This window comes from Arthrobacter sp. BB-1 (assembly GCF_006151685.1).
Taxonomy (GTDB): domain Bacteria; phylum Actinomycetota; class Actinomycetes; order Actinomycetales; family Micrococcaceae; genus Arthrobacter.
Genome location: NZ_VDEV01000022.1, coordinates 208,795 through 226,213, shown reverse-complemented (window position 1 = coordinate 226,213; position 17,419 = coordinate 208,795). Strand labels below are relative to the sequence as shown.

The window sequence follows — 17,419 nt, the reverse complement described above, 5'->3', positions numbered from 1 at the left end:
CGGGCGCAGGAACATCCGCTCACGCCCGCACAGCCCGCCAGGCCAGGGTGAGGTACGGCAGCTGCAGGTCCTCGTCCGGGCCGTGGCCCAGGTGCTCATGGAGGTACCAGTCGAGGTTCGCCAGCACTTTCGCCCGCGTGGCCTCACCGGCGCGCAGGTAGTAGCTGCGCGACTTTGCCAGCTCCATCAGGCCGCCGGTGGTGATCGGGTCCTGCCAGTGCACCACGTGGCCTTCCAGTCCCTCGAACTCGGGCCCTACCAGCGGCCGGAAATCGGGTTTGTACACGTCCCCGGCATGCATGATCCTCGAGAGCCGGTGGACCCAGGGGACAGACGTATCCAACTGGTTCCACACCAGGCCCAGCGTTCCCTGGGGCCGGAGGACACGGGCCAGTTCCGTGCTGGCCCGCAGCGCATCGCACCAGTGCCAGGCCTGGGCCACGGTGGCGACGTCGAACGCTGAGTCAGGCAGGCCGGTGGCCTCCGCGGTGCCCAGGACAGCCGCGGCGGCGGGATAGTGTTCCGCGAGTTGTTCGAGCATGTCCGCTGAGGGGTCCACCGCCGTGACCGACAGTCCCATGTCCAGGAGCAGCGCCGTGAACTTGCCGGTGCCGGCACCAACATCGAGTGCATCGCGGGCGCCCTGGGGCACCAGCCACTGCGCGGATTCAGCGGGATATCCCGGCCGCACCCGCTGGTAATGCTTGCCGCCGTCCTGGAAGCTCTGTCCGAGCTCCCGGCGCCGGCCGTGATCCAGCCTGGGGCCACCCCGTGCCACGCGTGGCCTCCTTCGTCAGGTCCCGTCGGTACCTTCCGAATTTACCGTACCGGACCGGTACGGCTGAGCGGCGGCCGTCAGGCGGTGCGCAGGTCAGTCGTCGATGCAGGGGGCCGCGCCAGCCGTCCCCGGGGTGTTGGGGGCCCAGTGCGGGTAGGTGCGGTTGTCGTTGGCGGGAACCCATCGGCCCGCATCCACCACATAGTCCCAGCCAAGCCCCTTGCTGCGAAGGTCCCGGATACCTGCCAGGAGCCGCTGGGCATCATCAAGGCGGGATCCCACGCCGAAGCTGGCCCGGAGGGAGCCGGACGGAAGCCCCAGCCGCTTCAGCAGCGGGTGGGCGCAGAAGCGGCCGTCACGCAGGCCCACGCCATGCTCGGCTGACAGGTAGGCCGCCACCAGTCCGGCGTCGTAGCCTTCCACGGAGAAGTTCACCACGCCGATCGTGTCAGTCTCCGGATCGGTGTCCTTGAAGATCTGGTGGACAGTCACGCCGTCGATCTCCTGCAGGCCTTCGACCAGGAAGGAACGGATGGCGGACTCGTGGGCGTGCCATCGGTCCGGATCCAGCTCCGCAATAACCTGGGTGGCGCGGGCAAGGGTGGCTGCGCCCAGCACGTTGGGTGACCCGCCCTCGTGGCGGGCCGGACCGGTGGCCCAGCTGACGCCGTCGAGCCTGGCCTCCTTGACGGCGCCGCCGCCGGCAAGGTGCGGGGTCCCGGCGTCCAGCCAGTCCGGACGGCCCACAAGGACCCCTGACCCAAAGGGCGCGTACAGCTTGTGCCCGGAGAAGGCGAGGTAGTCGACGTCGTCCGCGGTGATGTCGATGCGGCGGTGCGGCGCCAGCTGGGCCGCGTCCACCACGATCCTTGCGCCGTATTCGTGGGCGAGTGAGGCGAGGGCCCGGATGGGAAGGATCTCGCCGGTGACGTTGGACGCCCCGGTGACGGCGAGCAGGCTTACCCCGCCGTGCTGGAGCTCGGCACGCACGGCATCAATGGTTCCCGCGATGGTGTCGGCCGCCACGATGCTGCGGTGGGGGACGCCCTGCCACGGGAGCAGGTTGGCGTGGTGCTCAATGTCGAGGTACAGGACGTCGCCGTCGGCCCGGCCGCTTGTAGCGGGCAGGCAGCCGGCCAGCAGGTTGAGGGAATCGGTGGTGTTCCGGGTGAAGATCACGGAATCGTCCGGGCGGCCGCCCACGAAGTCCCGGACGATGGCGCGGGCGTTCTCGTACACCGAGGTGCTGATCTGGGAGGCGTAGCCGGCTCCGCGGTGCACGCTCGCGTAGAAGGGCAGGATTTCGTTGAGGTAGGCGGACACCACGGAGAGCGCCGGGGCCGACGCGCCGTAGTCGAGGTTCGCGTACCGCACGTGCCCGCCATGGATCAGGGGGGCCTGGATTTCGGCGCCGGTGACTGCCGCCAGGGGACGGCCGGCCGCCGCATGGCGCTGGTCGACGAGTGCTGCCGGTCCGGGCTGTGCCGCGGTTCCAGGCTGGATTGCGGCGCTGGGGGAGACGGTGGCAGTTGTCACAGAGACCTCACTTTGGAACAGGACTCCGCTGGGGGAATCCGCGCTTGCCGCATCCGTTCCGGACCGGCCTGGTCGTCACCCGGGGCACCCCACCGCGAATGGAGGGTTGCCGGCCAGCAAACCGGGGTTTAGCGCTGGCACTCGTGACCTGGTTAAGAGCGTAGGACATACCCCGTGCAGGCTAAAAGCCGGCTGGAATGTTAAGGGCTTTGTTACGCGCAGTTGAAAAGGACTGCTTTTACCGAAGATAACGACGGCGGGCACCTCCTTTTGGAGGTGCCCGGCGTTGATTCTTCGGAGAATGGAGTGTTAGAGGAGGTCGTCCAGGTCCGGGTTCAACCGGCGCAGCACTTCCGAGTGCAGGATGGAATTGGTGGCCAGGGCATTGCCGCCAAACGGCCCGTCTTCGCCTTCCAACGAGGTGAAACGACCGCCCGCTTCAACGACGATAGGCACCAGGGCGGCCATGTCATAGAGGTTGAGCTCGGGTTCGCAGGCGATGTCCACCGAACCCTCCGCCACCATGCAGTAGGACCAGAAGTCGCCGAAGGCCCGGGTCCGCCAGACATCCTCGGTGAGGCCCAGGAACTCGTTGAGGTTTCCACGTTCCTTCCAGCCGCCAAGGCTCGAATAGGACAGTGAGGCGTCGGACAGGCTGGAAACGTTGGACACCCGGAGCCGGGTGGCAGCTGCCAGGGAGCGTCCCATGTAGGCTCCCATGCCCTTCGCCGCCCACCAGCGCTTGCCCAGGGCCGGAGCGCTCACCACACCCACTACCGGTTCGCCTTCGTCCACCAACGCGATCAGGGTGGCCCACACGGGAACGCCGCGGACGAAGTTCTTGGTGCCGTCGATGGGATCGATGATCCACCGCCGCGAGCCGTGGCCGGTGCTGCCGAACTCCTCGCCAAGGACGGCATCGCGCGGACGGGAGCGGGAGAGCTGGCCGCGGATGGCTTCTTCGGCCGCCTTGTCCGCATCGGTGACGGGCGTCAGGTCCGGCTTGGTCTCAATGTGGAGGTCCAGTGCCTTGAAGCGGCTCATGGTCTGGTCATCCACTGAGTCGGCCAGGACATGGGCCAGGCGCAGGTCATCGTTGTAGCTCGAAGCGGGTTGGATCATGGTTCCAAACTACCGTCTGCGCACGATTCTGCCGGGATCCGGGCCCCGTCAGTTGACGCTGCCCAGCTCCTTGGCCTCCTGGGCTTCCATTCGCGGGTCCGCCCCGAGCAGCCGCCGCAACGAGGCAAGCCGGGCAGCCCCGGTGGGGCCGGCGTGGCCCCCCGCTACCCATGCGTCCAGCCCGCAGTCCACGGCAGTGGCTGTGTGCTTGCAGCCGCGCTCGCAGTCATCCGTGCCGGGCGAGAGGTCCGGGAAGGAGCGCAGGATCCGGTCAGGGTCCACGTGCGCCAGGCCAAAGGAGCGGATGCCGGGGGTGTCGATGATCCAGCTGCCGGACGGCGCGTCCGCGAGGCGCAGGGCGAGGGCGGAGGATGACGTGTGCCGGCCCCGGCCGGTCACCGCGTTCACGCCGCCGGTGGCCCGTTCCGCCCCGGTGAGCGCATTGACCATGGTTGACTTGCCCACGCCGGAGTGCCCCAGCATGACGGTGACTTTCCCGTCGAGGTAGGTCCGCAGCTCCGCGACGGCGGCCCTGTCCAGCCGGGCGGAGAGGCCGTCGTCGGAACGGGCATCAACGCCTGAGGCCTGCGCGTCGGCAGTCCGGCTGATGATCACCGGAAAGTCCAGGTGGGTGTAATTGGCCAGCAGCTCCGCGGGATCCTTGATGTCCGCCTTGGTGACCAGCAGGATCGGCTCAATGCCGGCGTCGTAGGCGGCCACCAGGGCGCGGTCAATGAAACCCGTGCGCGGCTCGGGGTTGGCGGCGGCCACCACAATGACCAGCTGGTCCGCGTTGGCCACCACGGCGCGTTCCACCGGATCGGTGTCATCGGCGCTGCGCCGCAGGAGCGTCCGGCGGTCCTGGATCTTCACCAGCCGGGCCAGGGTGTCCGGCTCGCCGGAGACATCGCCCACCAGTGAAACAAAGTCCCCGGCAACCACCGGGTTCCTGCGAAGTTCCCTTGCCCGGGCGGCAATGACCACCCGCTCGTTGCCCGAGTCCTCGCCCACCACTGCTGTGTAACGGCCGCGGTCAACCGTGATGATGCGCCCGGTGACCGCGTCGTCGTGGCTGGGCCTGTCCTTGGTGCGGGGCCTGGAGCCCTTCTTGCTGGGCCGGATCCGGACGTCGGATTCGTCCCAGGAATCAGTGCTCCGCGCCACCGCTGGAACCTTCCGCCCCAGCCCCAGGGGCGTCCTGGGCCAGCATGTCGGCCCACAGCTGCGGGAAGTCCGGCATGGTCTTGGCGGTGGTGCCGATGTCCTCCACCTGGATGCCCTCCACGGCCAGGCCGAGGATGGCCCCGGCGGTGGCCATGCGGTGGTCCGCGTAGCTGTGGACGACGCCGGCGTGCAGCTTCGCAGGCCGGATCACCAGGCCGTCGCTGGTCTCCTCGGCGTCACCGCCGAGCCGGTTGATTTCCGTGACCAGCGCAGCAAGCCGGTCCGTTTCGTGTCCGCGCAGATGCGCGATGCCGCTGAGCCGCGAAGGCCCGCTGGCCAGCGCGCACAGGGCGGCCACGGTGGGGGCGAGTTCGCTGGTGTCCGCGAAGTCCCCGCCCTTGATCTCGGTGCCGCCGGTGATGGTCAGGACGCCGTCCTGCAGGCTGACCTCCGCGCCCATCCGGGCAAGGATGCTGCGCCAGAGATCGCCCACCTGCTGCGTTTCTTCCGGCCAGCCGGGGACCCGCACGGTTCCGCCGGACGCCAACGCCGCGGCGAGGAACGGCCCGGCGTTGGACAGGTCCTGCTCGATCCGCTGGTCAAAGGCGCGGATGGGGCCCGGGCTGACAACCCAGTGGTTGGGAACCGAGTCGTCAACGGCAACGCCCGCCCCGCGCAGGACGTCCACGGTCATGTTGATGTGGTCGAGGCTGGGGACCGGATCGCCCACGTGTTCCAGGTGCAGGCCCTCGGTGAACCGAGCTCCCACCAGGAGCAGCGCCGAAACGAACTGGGAGGACGCGCTGGCGTCGATCACCAGGTGGCCGCCGCGGACCTTCCCGGTGCCATCCACCACAAACGGCAACGACGACGGCGTGCCCCCCTCCGTGGAGGAAATTGCCACCCCCAGCGCCTTGAGTGCCTCGATGATGGTCCCCATCGGCCGCTTGCGCGCGTGGGGGTCGCCGTCGAACTCGCTGGTGCCCCTGCGCAGTGCAGCGAGGGGCGGGACGAACCGCATCACCGTGCCGGCAAGCCCGCAGTCGATCCTCGCCGGGGACGGGGCCGCGTCCGGGTCCAGCGGAACAACTTCAAGGTCTGGCCCGAAGGCTCCTTCCCCGGGCACCTCCGTAACGGTGGCACCCAGCTGGCGGAGTGCTTCGACCATGAGCGCGGAGTCCCTGGAGTGCAGGGGCGCGCGCAGGCGGGAGGGTCCGTCAGCCAGGGCTGCAAGGACCAGGTACCTGTTGGTCAGCGACTTGGAACCGGGCACCGTGACGGTGGCATTGACAGGGCGGGACGCGAAGGGTGCGGGCCAGTGGGGGACAGGCGTTCCGGAATCATCCCGGACGGCGGCTGCTGCGGTCATTCGTTGTTATGCCCCCGTGGCCTGCTCCACCGCGCGGCGCACGGCTTTGTCCGCTTTGTGGAGTTTTTTGTTGGTGGTCTTCCTGGCGTCCGCAGCCAGGTGCGAGGCGCCCTTGCGCGCATCAGCGGCCAGGTGCTCTGCCCGCCAGGCCAAGCCCGGCTTGCCCGCGGTGTCAACGGACGCAAGGAGCGCACCGCCGCTCAAGGACAGGTTCTTGAGCAGCTGGTTGCGCCGGGTCTCGCGGCCTTCCTTGCTGCTGATATCTGCACTGCGCCACTCGACGAACGTGTTGAGCAGGGAAATCACGGTGAGCACCGTGGCCGAAAGCCTGGAGAACTTGCCCAGTCCGAAGAGTACGCCGGCGCCCACCTGGGTTCCGCCGATGACGCGGGCAAGCGTCTTCTCGTCCGCTTTGAAGGGCAGCGACGCGGCTGCCTTGCGGAGCAGCGGCGAGAGCTGCTGCGCGGTGTCGTCAGCGTTCTTGAGCTTGTCCATTCCGGCAAGGACAAAGCTGGAGGCCAGCATGGGGCGGGCGAGCGTGCGGACAAAGGACATGGATTTCCTCCTGGGTGGACGAACCGCGTCGAATGCGGCGGAGTCCGTCCTAGTCTTGCACTTTTGGGGAATATTTGCCGAGCGCAGGAGGTTATGGATGTCGGATCCGGGGAACGCCGGTCCGCAGGTAAATCATGGGTGAAACCATGGAACAGATGGCCGGGCACGGACTGCCAGACGCACGTCCCCGACCGGACAAACAGAGCGGAGTTGGGCCCTTGGCGCGCGTGTTGGACGGAATTGAAGCAGCAGGCCCGGTGGCACTGGACTCGTTTGGGTCGCAACCCCCAGGGTATGGGCCGCCGCGTGCGCGGAGCCTGACAGTAGACTTGAGGGCAATGAGCACCTTGGATCCGGCCGTCTCGGCCATGTATGAAGCTTCCCACAACGAAGCGAAGGGCAGCGTTGCCGCCGGAACCGGGGCTGCGGATTCCGCAGTTGTCCCGGTGGCCGCCGCTGCCGTGGAATCGGGCGAGGACCCGGTGGATGTTGCCACTGAATCGGCGGAAGAGCGCCGGCTGCGGTTCGAACGCGATGCCATGCAGTACGTCGACCAGCTGTATTCGGCGGCAATGCGCATGGCCCGGAACCCCTCCGACGCCGAGGACCTCGTCCAGGAGGCCTACACCAAGGCTTTCTCCGCGTTTCACCAGTACAAGCCCGGAACCAACCTCAAGGCCTGGCTCTACCGCATCCTGACCAACACGTACATCAACTTGTACCGCAAGCGGCAGCGGGAACCGCTCCAGTCCAACTCGGACACCATCGAGGACTGGCAGTTGGCCAGGGCTGAGTCGCACACCTCCAGCGGGCTCCGGTCCGCTGAGGCGGAAGCACTGGACCACCTTCCGGATTCCGACGTGAAAAGGGCGCTCCAGGACATTCCCGAGGAATTCCGCCTTGCGGTCTACTTCGCGGATGTTGAGGGGTTCGCTTATAAGGAAATTTCAGACATCATGAACACGCCCATCGGCACAGTGATGTCCCGGCTCCACCGCGGCCGGAGAATGTTGCGGGACATGCTGGGAGAGTACGCCGCCGAGCGCGGATTCAAGACAGCCGCCGATTCACAGGACGCGGCAGGAAGCACACAACAGGAGAGCAGGAAATGAGCGACTGCCAGGGATTGGGCGATTGCGATGACACCCGGATGCAACGGATTTACGAGTACCTCGACGGTGCCCTGACCCGTGAGGACATCACAGACATCAAGAACCACCTTGATGACTGCCCGGAATGCACGCAGCAGTACGACCTTGAATGCGTGATCCGCAACATGGTCAAGCGGTCCTGCACCGAGGCCGCTCCGGAGAACCTGAAGAACGCCATTCTTGACCGGATCCACACCATCCGGCCGGTAGACGCCTAGGGCGGCAGGACCGTACCGCCGCCGCTGACAAAGCAAAGGACCCCGGAAGCCGTTTGGCGTCCGGGGTCCTTCGCTTGAACCGTAGTTCCTGGCATTTGCCTAGGTGTTGGGGCGCTTCCCGTGGTTCGCGCCGCCACGCTTACGGTCACGACGCTTGCGTGCACGCTTGCTCATAGCTGGCCTCCTTACTGTTGGTACTCAAAAGAGCTGCCCTCAAGTCTCGCACATCAAGTAGCCGCCCGCGAACCGGGAACAGCCGCATGACCTGCGCCTTGGCCGCTGGGGGAGCATGCAGTCCTAGGGTTTGAGGGAGTTCCGGATCGAGATGCCGGCCTGTTCAAGGACGGTCCGGACTGTTTCCAGTGCCAGGGGGCTGAGGGGCTCCCTTCCGGCGTGCAGCCGCAGCTCAGACCTGAGGTCGTCGCGGAACCGTTGGAGCATCATTTCCGCTTCCTTCAAGGAGCGCTGGCTTTCCGGTGGCAACCTGCCGGGGACCTTGAAATCCGTCGAGCGCGCAGTGGCCCGGGCGGCCTCCGCCGTGGCGGCAAGATCGGCCCGAAGCCCCCGCATGTTGCTGCGGATGTCCTCGCGGAGGTTGTCGGCCAGCCGGCGGACGGAAGCGGAGATTTCGCTCTCCACGCCGGCCAGTTCGTCACGGCGCCGGTTCAGCTCCGCCAGCCCGGATGCGGTGATGTGGTAGTTGGTCCGGCGCCCGGCGGATTCCGTGGCCACGAGCCCTTCCTCCTCAAGTTTTCCCAGCCGGGGGTAGATGGTTCCGGCGCTGGGGGAGTAGGTGCCGCCAAACCGTTCCTTGAGCTCCTTGATGAGCTCGTAGCCGTGTTTGGGACCTGACTCAAGCAGTGCCAGCAGGTAGAGGCGAAGCGCGCCGTGGGCGAATACCGGGGCCATTAGGAGCCAGCTTCTGCATTTCCCGCCGCCGGGCCGTGGAAGATGGAGGTCTTGCCCGACACCGTGTTGGTCCGCACCAGCATGAGCTGACCGTCCGGGCCGGCAATCGTTTCCACCTTGCCGCCAACCACCGCGTACCGCTGGTCTCCGATCACAACGGCACCGCTGGCCGACTTGGCCACGATGTCCACGCCCACGTCGTGGGGCAGCCGGATGGTGAGGTCCCCGGACACCGAGTTCGCGCCAAAGTCGTGCGTGAAGCCCAGGAGATCGAAGCTCATGTCCCCGCTGACGGTGTTTGCGCGGATGTTGCTGAGGTGCCCGGACGCGGTCACTTCGCCGGAGACGCTCTTGGCGGTCAGGACACCTGTGTGGTTCCGGGCGGTGACTTCTCCGCTGACGGTGTTGATGTGCAGTTCACCCTCGGTGCCGTCCGCCATGACCGAGCCGGAGACCGTGTTGAGGCGCGTCTGTCCCTTGATGCCGGACACCAATCCGTCACCGCTGACCGTGCCCGCCTCCACCCGGACGTGGGCGGGGACGGCAATGCTGATGACGGCCGAATTTTCGCTGTTGTGGCTGACGGTCCCCATGAGGTTCTTGAACCAGCCCTGGGGGCCGTGCAGCTGGTGGCGGACCTCCAGGCGGCCCTCGCTCAGGGAGACCGCCACAGGGTCTCCGTGGACGTCGGCAATCTCGACGCGGGCCACCTGCTCCTCGTGCGTAACGACGTCGAAGCGGCCCTGCACCATGCCGAGCTTCAGGGACGCCACGCCGTCGACGTCGATGGTCTGTGGGCTGGTGACAGTCCATTCTTGATCAGGCACGGAGTCCTCCAAAAGGCGATATATCGTGTTGACCCTCCCAAGCTACCCCGCGGCGGGAACAGCGTCAAGATATATCGCGATTGGAGCTTACTCCGGGACGTCCATGCCAAGCCACTGGAACCAGCCCCGGTGAAGCACCAGCCACGCCATCAGTCCATACCCGGCCTGCCCCGGGGTCCCGCCGTTGGCTGCCAGGTCCTGGCGCCACTGTTCGTGGTTCAGGAGGGGGGAGAAGGTGTCAACGTACAGGTGCTTGCGCCGGGTGGTGACGTCGGCGAAGGCGGTGTTGAGTTCGTCCAGGCGCCTGTTCTGGTTCGGATCAAGCGTGGGGGGCGGACCCACGACGAAGACCTCGATGCGGTTTTGCGATGCCGAATCCAGGATGTTGGCGAGGTTGAGCCTGCTGCGTGCGGTGGAGAGCCCAAACTCGATGTCGCGCCCGGAGAGCCCGATGACCAGCCTGTTTTCGGCGTGGTCGCTGAAGCGGCGGCCGGCTTCCTCGAGCCACCGCGCGGCCAGGCCTTCCGTGCCTTCCTGCGGGCAGGGGAGGGCGTAGCTCTCCAGGAGCATGCTGTCCCGGGGTGTGCGGGCGAGGACGCGTCCCAGCCAGCCGAGTGCCCGGGGATCACCCAGTCCGGCCAGCAGTTCATCTCCTACAGCTGCAATGCGCAGCTTCCTGTCTTCCACACGTTCCTCTTTACGTCAGTGCCTTGCCGCTGCAACCGTGGCTTCACTTGCCGGCCACGGAGCGCCGCTGTGCATTCGTTGGGCCTGTCCATCTCGCGCCGTGCGTTCCATTCGGCGCCGTGCACTCCATTAAACAGAACTGCCCGGCCGGAGTCTGGGATTTCGACGTCCGGCCGGGCAGCCTTACTGCTTACTTCCGTGCAAATGCCTGCTTCAGGAGTACATCCTGCTCGGCGGCGTGCCGCTTCATTGACCCGGCAGCGGTGGATGCCGAGGCCGGACGCGAGACCAGCCGGACGCGGCGCTCAAGGGCGTCCGGCAGGTTCAGGCCGATGAACGGCCACGGACCCTGGTTGGCGGGCTCGTCCTGTGCCCAGACAACCTCGGCGTTCGGGTATTTGGCCAGCTCCTTTGCGATCTCCTCGTGGGGCAGCGGGTAGAGCTGCTCCACGCGGACAATCGCGGTGGTCTTGTCACCGGTCTTCTGCCGGGTGGACAGGAGGTCGTAGTACAGGCGGCCGGACACCAGCAGTACGCGTTCAACGGCGCCTCCCGCCAGCTGCTCGTGCTCGCCGATCACGGGGCGGAAGCTGCCGGTGGTGAAGTCTTCCACCGAGGATGCGGCGGCCTTGAGGCGCAGCAGCTGCTTGGGTGTGAAGATGATGAGCGGCTTCCGCGGGCGGCTGTAGGCCTGGCGGCGCAGCAGGTGGAAGTGCGAGGCCGCGGTGGTGGGGTTGGCCACGATCATGTTCTCCTCGGCGCACAGCTGCAGGAACCGCTCGATCCTTGCGGAGGAGTGGTCCGGTCCCTGGCCTTCATAACCGTGCGGCAGCATCAGGACCAGCGACGAACGCTGCCCCCACTTCTGCTCGGCCGAGGAAATGAACTCGTCGATGATGGTCTGGGCGCCGTTGACGAAATCGCCGAACTGGGCTTCCCACAGGACCAGCGCGTCCGGCCGTTCCACGGAGTAGCCGTATTCGAAGCCCATGGCCGCGTATTCGGAGAGCAGGGAGTCGTAGATCCACAGCTTCGCCTGGTCGTCGGAGAGGTTGCCCAGGGGCAGCCATTCCTTGCCGTTGGCACGGTCGTGGAAGACGGCGTGGCGCTGCACGAACGTGCCGCGGCGGGAGTCCTGCCCGGCAAGGCGTACGGGGACGCCTTCCATGATCAGCGAACCGAAGGCCGCGATTTCGCCGAAGCCCCAGTCGATGCCGCCCTCACGGGACATCTGTTCACGCTTCTCGAGCAGCTGCTTGAGCTTCGCGTGCACGGTAAAGCCCTCGGGGACTTCCACGTGGGCCTTGCCGATCCGGGCCAGGGTGTCAGCCGAGATTGCCGTGGAGGCAGGGGCGTTGACGCCGGAATCCGACTGCTGGGAGATGGGGCGCTCGATGTCCGAAACAGCAGCGGTGTCTGCCGTCACGATCGGGATCGGGGACGTCTGGGCCGCGTGGGTTTCGGCAAAGACGCGCTCCAGGCGCTCCTGGTAGTCGCGGAGCAGCTGTTCGGCTTCTTCCTCGGTGATGTCGCCACGGCCGATGAGGGACTCGGTGTACAGCTTGCGGACGGAGCGCTTGGCCTCGATCAGGTTGTACATCAGCGGCTGGGTCATCGAGGGGTCGTCGCCCTCGTTGTGTCCGCGGCGGCGGTAGCAGACCATGTCGATGACAACGTCCTTGTGGAACCGCTGGCGGAACTCGTAGGCGAGCTGGCCGATGCGGACCACGGCTTCGGGGTCGTCGCCATTCACGTGGAAGACGGGTGCCTGGATCATCTTGGCAACGTCCGTGGAGTATGTGGACGAGCGGGACGACGAGGGGGCCGTGGTGAAGCCCACCTGGTTGTTGACCACAACGTGGATGGTGCCGCCGGTGCGGTAGCCGCGGAGCTGGGACAGGTTGAGCGTTTCGGCAACCACGCCCTGGCCGGCGAAGGCGGCGTCGCCGTGGACCATGATGGGCAGGACAGGGAAGGACTCGCCCTGGTCAAGCCGGTCCTGCTTGGCGCGGACGATGCCCTCGAGGACGGGGTCCACGGCTTCGAGGTGGGAGGGGTTGGCGGCCAGGTAAACCTTGGTTTCCTTGCCGTTGTCCGAGGTGAACGTCCCCTCGGTGCCCAGGTGGTACTTCACGTCGCCGGATCCCTGCACGGAGCGCGGGTCCTGGGTGCCTTCGAACTCCCGGAAGACCTGCGCGTAGGTCTTGCCGGCGATGTTGGTGAGCACGTTGAGGCGGCCGCGGTGGGCCATGCCGATGGCAACCTCGTCCAGTCCGTCGTCGGCCGCGTTGGACATGATGGCGTCAAGCAGCGGGATCAGCGATTCGCCGCCCTCAAGGGAGAAGCGCTTCTGGCCCACGAACTTGGTCTGCAGGAAGGTTTCGAAGGCTTCGGCTGCGTTCAGCTTAGAGACGATGCGCAGCTGCTCTTCACGGCTGGGCTTTGAGTAGGGGTGCTCCAGCTGGTCCTGGAACCACTTGCGCTCGGCAGGCTCCTGGATGTGCATGTACTCGATGCCCGTGGTGCGGCAGTAAGCATCGCGGAGGACGCCCAGGATGTCGCGGAACTTGAGCTGGGGCTTGCCGCCGAAGCCGCCCGTGGGCCATTCGCGGTCCAGGTCCCACAGCGTCAGGCCGTAGGTGAGGACATCGAGGTCGGGGTGCTTGCGCTGGACGTACTCCAGCGGATCGGTGTCCGCCATCAGGTGTCCCCGGACACGGTAGGAGTGGATCAGCTGCTGGATCCGGGCCACCTTGTTGATTTCGTCGGCCGGGTCCACCTGCTTGTCCGCGCTCCAGCGCACGGGCTCGTAGGGGATGCGCAGGGACTCGAAGATTTCGTCGTAGAAGTCCTGCGCGCCCAGCAGCAACTGGTGGACCAGCTTCAGGAACTCGCCGCTGCCGGCACCCTGGATTACCCGGTGGTCGTAGGTGGAGGTCAGCGTGAGGACCTTGCTGATCGCGTTATGGGCGATGATCTTTTCGCTGGCACCCTGGAATTCCGCAGGGTAGTCGAGGGCGCCGACGCCGATGATGGCGGCCTGGCCCTTTGACAGGCGGGGCACCGAGTGGACGGTGCCGATGCCGCCGGGGTTGGTCAGCGACACCGTGGTGCCCTGATGGTCCTCCGCGGTGAGCTTGCCGTTGCGGGCACGCTTGATGAGGTCCTCGTAGGTGTGCCAGAACTCGGAGAAATTGAGGGTTTCAGCCTTCTTGATGTTCGGCACCATGAGCAGGCGGGTGCCGTCGGGCTTCGGCATGTCGATGGCGATGCCGAAGTTCACGTGGGCCGGCTGGACCGCAACCGGCTTGCCGTCCACTTCGTCGTAGTACACGTTCATCGAAGGGAACTGGGAGAGCGCGCGGATCACGGCATAGCCGATGAGGTGCGTGAAGGAAACCTTGCCGCCGCGGGCGCGGGCGAGGTTCGAGTTGATGACCACGCGGTTGTCGATCAGCAGCTTGGCCGGAATGGCGCGGACGCTGGTGGCGGTGGGCACCTGGAGGCTGGTGACCATGTTGGTGGCGATCGCCTTGGCCGGTCCGCGAAGGACGGAGACAACGTCTTCCTCGGGGGCGGTGGGTGCCTTGACGTTCTTGGGCAGTTGGGCGGGGATGGGCTGGGAGCCCGGGCCCGTTCCGGTCTTCGTGCCGCCGTCGCGGGCTTCAGTGGCGGGAGCCTTCTTTGCCGGTGCCGCAGCGGAGGCCGGCGGGGCGGCGGGCGGCGCCGGGGGCGCGGCGGGAGCAGTGGCCGGCGACGGTGCCGGGGCTGCTGGAGCCGGGTTTACGGCAGGCATTTCCCTGGTGGCAGGGTGGGCCGCGGCATGCGCCGAATTTCCATTGGAAGAAGAACTGTTGCCCGACTCGAACGATTCAAACAGCGGCCACCACTTGGCATCCACGGCGTTCTTGTCCTGCTGGTACTGCTCGTACAGTTCGTCAACGAGCCACTCGTTTCCGCCAAATTCCTCTGGTAGACGGTGGCTAGGCTGCTCTGGCACTTGAAATACGCCTCTTCCATGAGTTTGATTTCTCTCCGGCCCCACGGTGCTTCAGCAACACGTTCGAACCGATCTCTGCGTCCTCTGAACCCAGACCTTTGCAAGTCTAGTGAGCATCTTGTCTTAACTGCCAATAAGGGTGACCCAAATCATGAAGTGACGCCGGGATCGCTGAATGTGGCGTTAAACGCCGTAGCCAGGGAGTGTCCGGCCCCGCAGAAAAACACGCAAGGAAACAGGGCGGCGGCAGCGGCTGGCCGGCTGGTGGCGGTAAGGCGGGGGCACGGCTCCTGTAGACTGAAAACCTTATGGACAGTAAATCTAGGTGCCGGCCTGGGGGCTGTCAGCGGAGCATAACGACCAGCTCCGCGCAGTCCACCCGCAGAGCCGGCAAACCCCGAACACGAGCCCATCACCCGCCGGCGGCCCAGCCGGCCGTAGCCCCCGCGGAAAGAGCGTCGGTTTCTGCCGACCATCCTCCGCCGGGAAGATCTTCCAGCTCCCAGCTTTTCCTTCCTTATGCCACGCCGTCGGCAGCCGCCTCCCGGGCGGGATGCTGAATGGAGTGGCTTCTCCTCGCAGCAGGACTGCTGCTCATCGCCGGCACGGGTTTCTTTGTAGCCGTCGAGTTCTCCCTCATTGCGCTGGACCAGGCAACGGTCCAGCGCGCCATTGACGACGGCGATACAGCCGCCGTGCCATTGCTCACCTGCCTGAAGTCGCTGTCCACGCAGCTCTCCAGCTGCCAGCTGGGCATCACCATGACAACGCTCCTGACCGGTTACGTGATGGAGCCCTCCGTGGGCCGCCTCCTGGAAGCCCCCCTGGCCGCCGTCGGACTTCCCGGCGTCGCGGTTGCCTCCATCTCCCTGGTCCTTGCCATGGTGATCGCCACCCTGCTCTCCATGCTCCTTGGCGAACTGGTGCCCAAGAACATGGCCATTGCGCTGTCCTTCCCCGTGGGGCGCGCCCTGGCGCGGCCGCAGCTGATGTTCACCGCCGTGTTCAAGCCCGCCATCGTGGTGCTCAACGGATTCTCCAACAAGGTGCTTAACGTTTTTGGACTGGAAGCAAAGGAAGAAATCTCCGGAGCCAGGACCCCTGCGGAACTTGCATCCCTGGTGCGCCGTTCAGCGGCAATGGGAACGCTCGACGCCGGCACCGCCAACTTCGTGGCGCGCACCTTGAACTTCTCCACCAGGACGGCGGCCGACGTGATGACGCCACGCATCCGGGTGGAGACGATCGACGCCGACCAGCCCGTCTCCGATGTGGTGGATGCCGCCCGCCGGACCGGATACTCCCGGTTCCCGGTTATTGGCGACTCCGCGGACGACATCCGTGGGCTGGTCCACGTGAAGAAGGCCGTGGCCGTTCCCTGGGACCGCCGCCAGAACCTGGAAGCCGGAGCCATCATGACCGAGGTGCTGAGGGTCCCCGAGACCATCCACCTTGACGCCCTGCTGGCAGAGCTCCGGGACGGCAACCTGCAGCTCGCCGTCGTCCTGGACGAGTACGGCGGAACCGCCGGCATCGCCACCCTCGAGGACCTGGTGGAGGAAATCGTGGGCGAGGTGGCAGATGAACACGACAAGGTCCGCCCCGGGCTGCTGCAAAGCGCCTCCGGCGACTGGTACTTCCCGGGCCTGCTCCGCCCGGACGAGCTGTCCGAGCAGATCCCCCGGCTGACCGTCCCCGATGAAGCTGCGTATGAAACCGTGGGCGGGTACGTCATGAGCCAGCTGGGCCGGATTGCCACAGTGGGGGACACCGTCCCCGTTGGCGGGGGAACACTGAGTGTCACACGGATGGATGGCCGCCGGATCGACCGGATCTGCTTCCACCCGGCCGACGAACCGGAGCCTGCGGACAAGGGCGACAAGGCCAGGCGCAACGACAAGGCCAAGCGCAATGACAGGACAGAACAATGAGTGACTGGGCCGGAATCGCCTGGCTGGGGGTCCTGCTGCTCGGTAATGCGTTCTTCGTTGCCGCTGAATTCGCGGTGATGTCCGCACGGCGAAGCCAGATTGAACCGCTGGCCGAGGCAGGTTCCAAGCGGGCGCAGACCACCCTCCGCGCCATGGAAAACGTCTCGCTGATGCTGGCCTGCGCGCAGCTGGGCATCACCGTCTGTTCGCTGCTGATCCTGCTGGTGGCTGAACCGGCCATCCACCACCTGCTGGCCGTCCCCCTGGAAACGCTGGGCCTGCCGATGGAGATCGCCGACGTGGCGGCCTTCGCCGTTGCCCTGATGCTGGTGACGTTCCTGCACGTGACCTTCGGTGAGATGGTGCCCAAGAACATTTCGGTCAGCGTGGCGGACAAGGCGGCGCTGCTGCTTTCCCCGCCGCTGATGTTCGTCGCCCGGCTGGTCCACCCCGTGATCTCGGTCCTGAACTGGTCCGCGAACCACATCCTCAAGCTCCTCCGCATTGAGCCCAAGGATGAGGTGAACTCCTCCTTCACGCTGGAGGAAGTGCAGTCCATCGTGCAGGAGTCCACCCGCCACGGCCTGGTGGACGACGACGCCGGGCTCATCACCGGCGCGCTGGAGTTCTCCGAGTACACTGCGGCGGACATCATGGTGCCGCTGGAGAAGCTGGTCATGCTGAAGGCGGCCACCACTCCGGTGGAGTTTGAAAAAGCAGTCAGCCGTACCGGGTTTTCCCGCTTCCCCATGCTTGACGAGGACGACATGCTGTACGGCTACCTCCACGTCAAGGACGTGCTCTCCATCCCTGAGCAGGCCTATGAGCTGCCGATTGCCGAAAGCCGCATCCGGTCACTCGCCAACCTGGCGCTGGACGACGAGATAGAAAAGGCAATGTCCGTCATGCAGCGCACGGGCTCGCACCTTGCCCGCGTGATCGGCCCGGACGGAAACACCCAGGGCGTCCTGTTCCTCGAGGACGTGATTGAGCAGTTGGTGGGCGAGATCAGGGACGCCACGCAGGCCACCGGCATCCGCCGGCTGGGACAGCCGAACGGCAGCTGACCCCGACGGCGCCCTTCCCGTCAGCGGGGAGGGCGCCTTCGCGGCGCTTCTTTTCTAAATAGGAATCATTCCCATTTAGGTATAAGCTGGAGTGGTTGTTTTCGC

General features: G+C 66.2%; 15 protein-coding genes and 1 riboswitch. Of the genes, 4 read left to right on the top strand and 11 right to left on the bottom strand.

Translation table 11 applies throughout. The features are described from left to right. Window positions 1–19: 19 nt before the first annotated feature. From FHJ30_RS12865 to FHJ30_RS12840, 6 genes are all read right to left on the bottom strand, one after another. A complete protein-coding gene (locus tag FHJ30_RS12865; RefSeq protein ID WP_139029670.1) occupies window positions 20–778 on the bottom strand; it encodes a class I SAM-dependent methyltransferase in 759 nt (252 codons plus the stop codon). A gap of 93 nt (window positions 779–871) precedes the next feature. Beyond that, a complete protein-coding gene (locus tag FHJ30_RS12860; RefSeq protein WP_139029669.1) occupies window positions 872–2,314 on the bottom strand; it encodes an aminotransferase class V-fold PLP-dependent enzyme in 1,443 nt (480 codons plus the stop codon). 35 nt (window positions 2,315–2,349) lie between these two features. Next, window positions 2,350–2,463: riboswitch (SAM riboswitch) on the bottom strand. 160 nt (window positions 2,464–2,623) lie between these two features. After that, on the bottom strand, window positions 2,624–3,436 hold the full coding sequence (gene hisN, locus FHJ30_RS12855) for a histidinol-phosphatase (protein ID WP_139029668.1): 813 nt from the start codon (window positions 3,434–3,436) through the stop codon (window positions 2,624–2,626). A gap of 48 nt (window positions 3,437–3,484) precedes the next feature. Beyond that, the gene (locus FHJ30_RS12850) at window positions 3,485–4,600 is read right to left on the bottom strand and encodes a ribosome small subunit-dependent GTPase A (protein ID WP_139029667.1); all 1,116 of its coding nucleotides are present in this window, start codon (window positions 4,598–4,600) and stop codon (window positions 3,485–3,487) included. Further along, a complete protein-coding gene (gene aroA, locus FHJ30_RS12845; protein ID WP_139029666.1) occupies window positions 4,584–5,969 on the bottom strand; it encodes a 3-phosphoshikimate 1-carboxyvinyltransferase in 1,386 nt (461 codons plus the stop codon). The genes FHJ30_RS12850 and aroA overlap by 17 nt, the downstream gene beginning before the upstream one ends. A 6-nt stretch (window positions 5,970–5,975) precedes the next feature. After that, a complete protein-coding gene (locus FHJ30_RS12840) occupies window positions 5,976–6,524 on the bottom strand; it encodes a DoxX family protein (protein WP_139029665.1) in 549 nt (182 codons plus the stop codon). Between the two features lie 338 nt (window positions 6,525–6,862). Between FHJ30_RS12840 and FHJ30_RS12835 the strand changes: the two genes are divergently transcribed. Further along, a complete protein-coding gene (locus tag FHJ30_RS12835; RefSeq protein WP_139029664.1) occupies window positions 6,863–7,636 on the top strand; it encodes a sigma-70 family RNA polymerase sigma factor in 774 nt (257 codons plus the stop codon). Continuing rightward, window positions 7,633–7,893, top strand: coding sequence for a mycothiol system anti-sigma-R factor (gene rsrA, locus FHJ30_RS12830; RefSeq protein WP_139029663.1), 261 nt, complete (start codon window positions 7,633–7,635; stop codon window positions 7,891–7,893). The genes FHJ30_RS12835 and rsrA overlap by 4 nt, the downstream gene beginning before the upstream one ends. A 99-nt stretch (window positions 7,894–7,992) precedes the next feature. Here rsrA and FHJ30_RS22020 read toward each other — a convergent pair whose 3' ends face one another. The 5 genes from FHJ30_RS22020 to FHJ30_RS12810 form a co-directional block, all read right to left on the bottom strand. Then, complete coding sequence (locus FHJ30_RS22020; protein ID WP_369299106.1) at window positions 7,993–8,067, bottom strand: 50S ribosomal protein bL37; 75 nt, start codon at window positions 8,065–8,067, stop codon at window positions 7,993–7,995. A gap of 123 nt (window positions 8,068–8,190) precedes the next feature. Beyond that, on the bottom strand, window positions 8,191–8,802 hold the full coding sequence (locus FHJ30_RS12825; protein ID WP_139029662.1) for a PadR family transcriptional regulator: 612 nt from the start codon (window positions 8,800–8,802) through the stop codon (window positions 8,191–8,193). Further along, window positions 8,802–9,629, bottom strand: coding sequence for a DUF4097 family beta strand repeat-containing protein (locus FHJ30_RS12820; protein ID WP_139029661.1), 828 nt, complete (start codon window positions 9,627–9,629; stop codon window positions 8,802–8,804). Before FHJ30_RS12820 ends, FHJ30_RS12825 begins: the two co-directional genes overlap by 1 nt. 87 nt (window positions 9,630–9,716) lie before the next feature. Then, entirely contained in the window at window positions 9,717–10,316 is a 600-nt protein-coding gene (locus tag FHJ30_RS12815) for a GDSL-type esterase/lipase family protein (RefSeq protein WP_139029660.1), read from the bottom strand. A gap of 190 nt (window positions 10,317–10,506) precedes the next feature. Further along, the gene (locus FHJ30_RS12810) at window positions 10,507–14,316 is read right to left on the bottom strand and encodes a multifunctional oxoglutarate decarboxylase/oxoglutarate dehydrogenase thiamine pyrophosphate-binding subunit/dihydrolipoyllysine-residue succinyltransferase subunit (RefSeq protein WP_139029659.1); all 3,810 of its coding nucleotides are present in this window, start codon (window positions 14,314–14,316) and stop codon (window positions 10,507–10,509) included. Between the two features lie 560 nt (window positions 14,317–14,876). On the opposite strand from FHJ30_RS12810, the gene FHJ30_RS12805 reads away from it, so the two are divergent. Both FHJ30_RS12805 and FHJ30_RS12800 read left to right on the top strand, forming a co-directional pair. Then, entirely contained in the window at window positions 14,877–16,247 is a 1,371-nt protein-coding gene (locus FHJ30_RS12805) for a hemolysin family protein (RefSeq protein ID WP_139029658.1), read from the top strand. Continuing rightward, the gene (locus FHJ30_RS12800; RefSeq protein ID WP_139029657.1) at window positions 16,244–17,314 is read left to right on the top strand and encodes a hemolysin family protein; all 1,071 of its coding nucleotides are present in this window, start codon (window positions 16,244–16,246) and stop codon (window positions 17,312–17,314) included. Before FHJ30_RS12805 ends, FHJ30_RS12800 begins: the two co-directional genes overlap by 4 nt. Window positions 17,315–17,419: the final 105 nt, after the last annotated feature.